Source organism: Elusimicrobiota bacterium (assembly GCA_026388075.1).
GTDB lineage: Bacteria > Elusimicrobiota > Endomicrobiia > Endomicrobiales > JAPLKN01 > JAPLKN01.
Map to the genome: position 1 here is coordinate 1 of JAPLKN010000028.1, position 3715 is coordinate 3715.

At 39.0% G+C, this 3715-nt stretch carries 5 protein-coding genes and 1 tRNA gene; all 6 read right to left on the reverse strand.

Going from position 1 to position 3715, the window contains the following annotated elements:
• A partial coding sequence (gene serS, locus NT145_01020; protein MCX5781277.1) for a serine--tRNA ligase occupies positions 1-1126 on the reverse strand: 1126 nt, incomplete at its 3' end.
• Between the two features lie 8 nt (positions 1127-1134).
• The gene (locus NT145_01025) at positions 1135-1434 is read right to left on the reverse strand and encodes a hypothetical protein (GenBank protein MCX5781278.1); all 300 of its coding nucleotides are present in this window, start codon (positions 1432-1434) and stop codon (positions 1135-1137) included.
• Positions 1435-1446: 12 nt separating this feature from the next.
• Complete coding sequence (locus NT145_01030) at positions 1447-1644, reverse strand: ORF6N domain-containing protein (GenBank protein ID MCX5781279.1); 198 nt, start codon at positions 1642-1644, stop codon at positions 1447-1449.
• A gap of 196 nt (positions 1645-1840) precedes the next feature.
• A tRNA-Glu gene (locus NT145_01035) sits at positions 1841-1914 on the reverse strand.
• 228 nt (positions 1915-2142) lie between these two features.
• Positions 2143-2679: a hypothetical protein gene (locus tag NT145_01040; GenBank protein ID MCX5781280.1), complete on the reverse strand. Its 537-nt coding sequence runs from the start codon at positions 2677-2679 to the stop codon at positions 2143-2145.
• A gap of 31 nt (positions 2680-2710) precedes the next feature.
• The coding region (locus NT145_01045; protein MCX5781281.1) for an LPP20 family lipoprotein at positions 2711-3715 on the reverse strand (1005 nt) is incomplete at its 5' end.

Genomic DNA, 3715 nt, shown 5'->3' on the forward strand with positions numbered 1-3715 from the left:
AATCCTTCCTCTTATCTAAATATTTAACTTTTATGTTCATTCTTCTTGCCTGAAAATTCTTAAAATTTGAGCATGAAGAAATTTCACGCCACCTTTTTTCGCCGGGCATCCAAACTTCAAGATCATAAGTTTTAGAAGAGGAAAAGCCCAAATCGCCTGTGCAAACAGCGGCCACGCGGCACGTCAAACCCAAACCTTTTAAAACCTTCATTGCGTCCGCAGTCAGGCTTTCAAGTTCAGCCGAAGAATCTTCCGGTTTAACAAATTTTACAAGCTCAACTTTGTTAAACTGATGATTCCTAATTAAACCTTTTGTATCTTTTCCGTATGATCCCGCTTCTCTCCTGAAACAAGCAGAATAAGAAACATATTTTTTCGGCAATTCTTTTTCTTCAAGAAATTCGTCCCTATGGATATTAGTTATTGAAACTTCCGCAGTAGGAACTAAATATAGGTCATCTTCGTTACAGCGGAAGAGCTCAACTTCAAATTTAGGAAGCTGTCCCGTGCCCTGCATTGAGGCTCGGTTAACAAGATAAGGAGCAAAAATTTCTGTATATCCTGCTTTTATGTGAGTATCCAGAAAATAACTTATTAGCGCTCTTTCAAGAATACATCCCGCCCCCCTTAACAGTGCAAATCGCGAGCCGGAAATTTTAGAAGCGGTTTCAAAATCCAAGATTTTAAGTTTTTCTCCCACTTCCCAATGAGGCTTCGGGGTAAAATCAAAAGATTTTATATCTCCTTCCTGCTTTAATACTTTATTATCTTCCGGGCTTTTTCCCAGAGGGGTTGTCTCGTCTGGAATGTTGGGAAGCCTCAAAGCAAAATCTTCAATTTTTTGTTCCAAAGTCACCAAATAATTTTCTTTTTCCTTAATTTGCTCCCTAACTTGATCCATATCGGAAACAAGATTCTCCAGAGGGTTTTTCCCATCTTTTTTCAACTTAGCCACATCTTCAGCAGCTTTGTTTCTTTTTCCCCTCATATCTTCTATTTGGGTAAGAAGGGTTCTTCTTTCCGTGTCCCAGTTAAGAAGATCGTCTAAAATAATCTTTTGCCCTCTGGTTTCAAGCGCATTTTTTACTTTTTCAGGATTTTCTCTAATCAATTTGATGTCAAGCATGTTTATTCCTATTCTATGAATCCTATTTTTCTCTTTACTTTTCCCTTATGCTCTACTAATAACTGCTTTAGAACTTCAAAAACTCCCCTAAATTGACCATCGTATTTATCTTCCATTTCTATTATTTTATGCCAGAGTTTTTTATGTGAAGAAACTATCTCTCTTAATTTCATAAATGCTCTCATAATCTGGATATTAACTTGTATTGCTTTTTCGCTATTTAAAACACTTGAAAGCATCGCTATACCTTCCTGAGTAAAAACTAAAGGTTTTTTTCTTAATCCCATTTTAATAGAATTGGATATCACAATTTGTGATTTTCAATTTCTTAGTTCTGTCTTTGTTAATTGGAACATAAAATCCGAAGGAAATCGCTTTATATTTCTTTTTACTGCTTGAACAAGAACTCTTGTTTCTACATTATATAGTTTTGCTAGATCTCTATCAAACATCACCTTACGACCACGAATTAAATAAATAATATTTTGAATATATTTTTTGGGTACAATATTTGACATTTTTTCACCTTTATTTTTCCGTATTCGCATTCAGTGCTGGTTTCAAATCCCTTTAAAAGTTAAACGCGCGCCGCCAACGGGATTTCTGTTTCCCCCGCCCCGATTCGGGGCTCCTCCACAGCCGGCCGCCCTCGCTTCCTCCCCGTTTCATCGGGCGCTTCGGGTCGGCTTCAAATCCCTATGATTGCTAAACACGCGCCGCCAACGGGATTCGAACCCGTGATCTCCGCCTTGAGAGGGCGATGTCCTAAACCCCTAGACGATGGCGGCAACTTTCAACTACAGGTTAAGAGTGAAACAGGTTTAGATTGAGGAAAGCTTTGAACTTTTAGTAGCTGCCCTTATTTTTCTCAACCTCAACCTTAACCTGTCTTCTTCTGCTGTTAACGATGGCGGCTTTAACGACAGTAATGAGTTATTAGTTATTAGACAAAAACAGGTTTAATGCTAAATCGGTTCTCAAAACGGTTTATCTAATTTCTAATCACTAATCTCTAATTACTTGTTTTCTTGCTTCTCTTGTTCTGCTTCAAGCTTATCAAAAGCTTCTTCAGCGTTTGCTTTTATATATTCCTTAACCTTGCGGTTTAATTCTTTCATATTTTCTGCCATTTGTTTCAAATCATCAATATTAAGCTCCGCGAGAGAATAACACTTTTTACCGTCGTCCCAACGGTCGGTAATTTTAATACCGGATACCGTGTTTGAAGAAAAAGTCTTAGCGGTATTTTCCACGTACTGCTCGCCGCTTGATTTTTGTTTTTCCGTAGCATTAGCAGAACTCATATAATCGCGCATCAATGAAGTTGACATTACCGAAACCTGTTTTGATACTTCAGCTATGGCTCTGTTATCTGCCGTAGTTCTTCTCAATGACTCGGAATTTATGCCTTCCGCCAAACCTACGCCGTAAAGCACCTTATTCCCTTTTGGAAATGCTCCCGCGCCTTTCAAAATCCAGCTGGGTTTCTTTTGCGCCCCTGCGCATCCTGCCAAAAAAACAACTGCCAACAAAAACGGTAAATACCTTCTCATTTTTTTCCTCCCTTTTTCCAAAAACTATTTGCTACTCTCCGAATATATTTTGTCTGATCCTTTTTTCTATACTTAAGGCAAGAGTCCTGTCCGCATCAATATATGCCTTACTTTTTGCGGTCGCATCGCTTAAATGAGAAGATTCTCCTTCTTCGGAAATTGTTGCAAAACTGCCGCTTGAAGTCCATAATTGGTTCATCTGCGCGCTTGCCTTCCAATTATAGAATTTCCAAGACGGATTTCCTCTGTCAAAGGGAGAAATTTCGTCAGAGCACTTAACGGTAATAACTGTCAGTGTTTTATCGGGCTGAATAGGAGCCGATTGAATTACCTTAAATCCGAGTTTTGTTATCCTATCGCTTACAACTGAGTTTAATCCCGGGCGGGCGGCATCTACAACAAACACAATTCGGTTTATCGCATCGTCCTGCATTTTTCTAATTTTAACCTTTGAATCGCCGGAAATAAGGTCCGGAATAAATGTCCAATCAACAATTTTTTTCCTGTTCACAAGTTCCACTTTTTTGTCCCAAAACCGCAATGCGGTACTGAACGAGCGGACCTTTTCAATATTTGATGATGTTTTTTTGCCTATCTCTAACTGGTCATGGATATCCCCTTCAAGATCTAAAATCTGGGCCGAAAGAATCTGGCGCATTTTAGTTTTATTCAGCACTGCAAGCGCATAATAATTTTTGGTTTTTTCGTTCAACCATGTTTCAGCAATTTCTATCCCCTCAATTTTTTCGGAGCTTGTTACTTTAGTTTCAGTTTCTGTAGAAACTTCCGAGGTTCTCAACAGTTTAGACCCCTTTTTAGTTGTTTTTTCTGTATTTACATCTACCGAAGTTTGCTGGACCGTCGCGCCAAAAACTTTGGTAATTGCCGCAGCCGCATCTGCTTTGGCCGAATCCAGCCCATGCCCTATGCCAACGCCTACAAAATAGTCTTTTTTAGGATATTTTTTGCTTTCACCGGACAGCCATTCAGGACCTTTATCTTGGGCCATCAAAAAAACCGCAAAAAAAATCAACAT

Bases quoted from the DNA above. Each gene is read 5' to 3' on its own strand.
- NT145_01030 (MCX5781279.1), bottom strand. From the start codon at position 1,644: ATGTCAAATATTGTACCCAAAAAATATATTCAAAATATTATTTATTTA.
- NT145_01040 (MCX5781280.1), bottom strand. From the start codon at position 2,679: ATGAGAAGGTATTTACCGTTTTTGTTGGCAGTTGTTTTTTTGGCAGGA.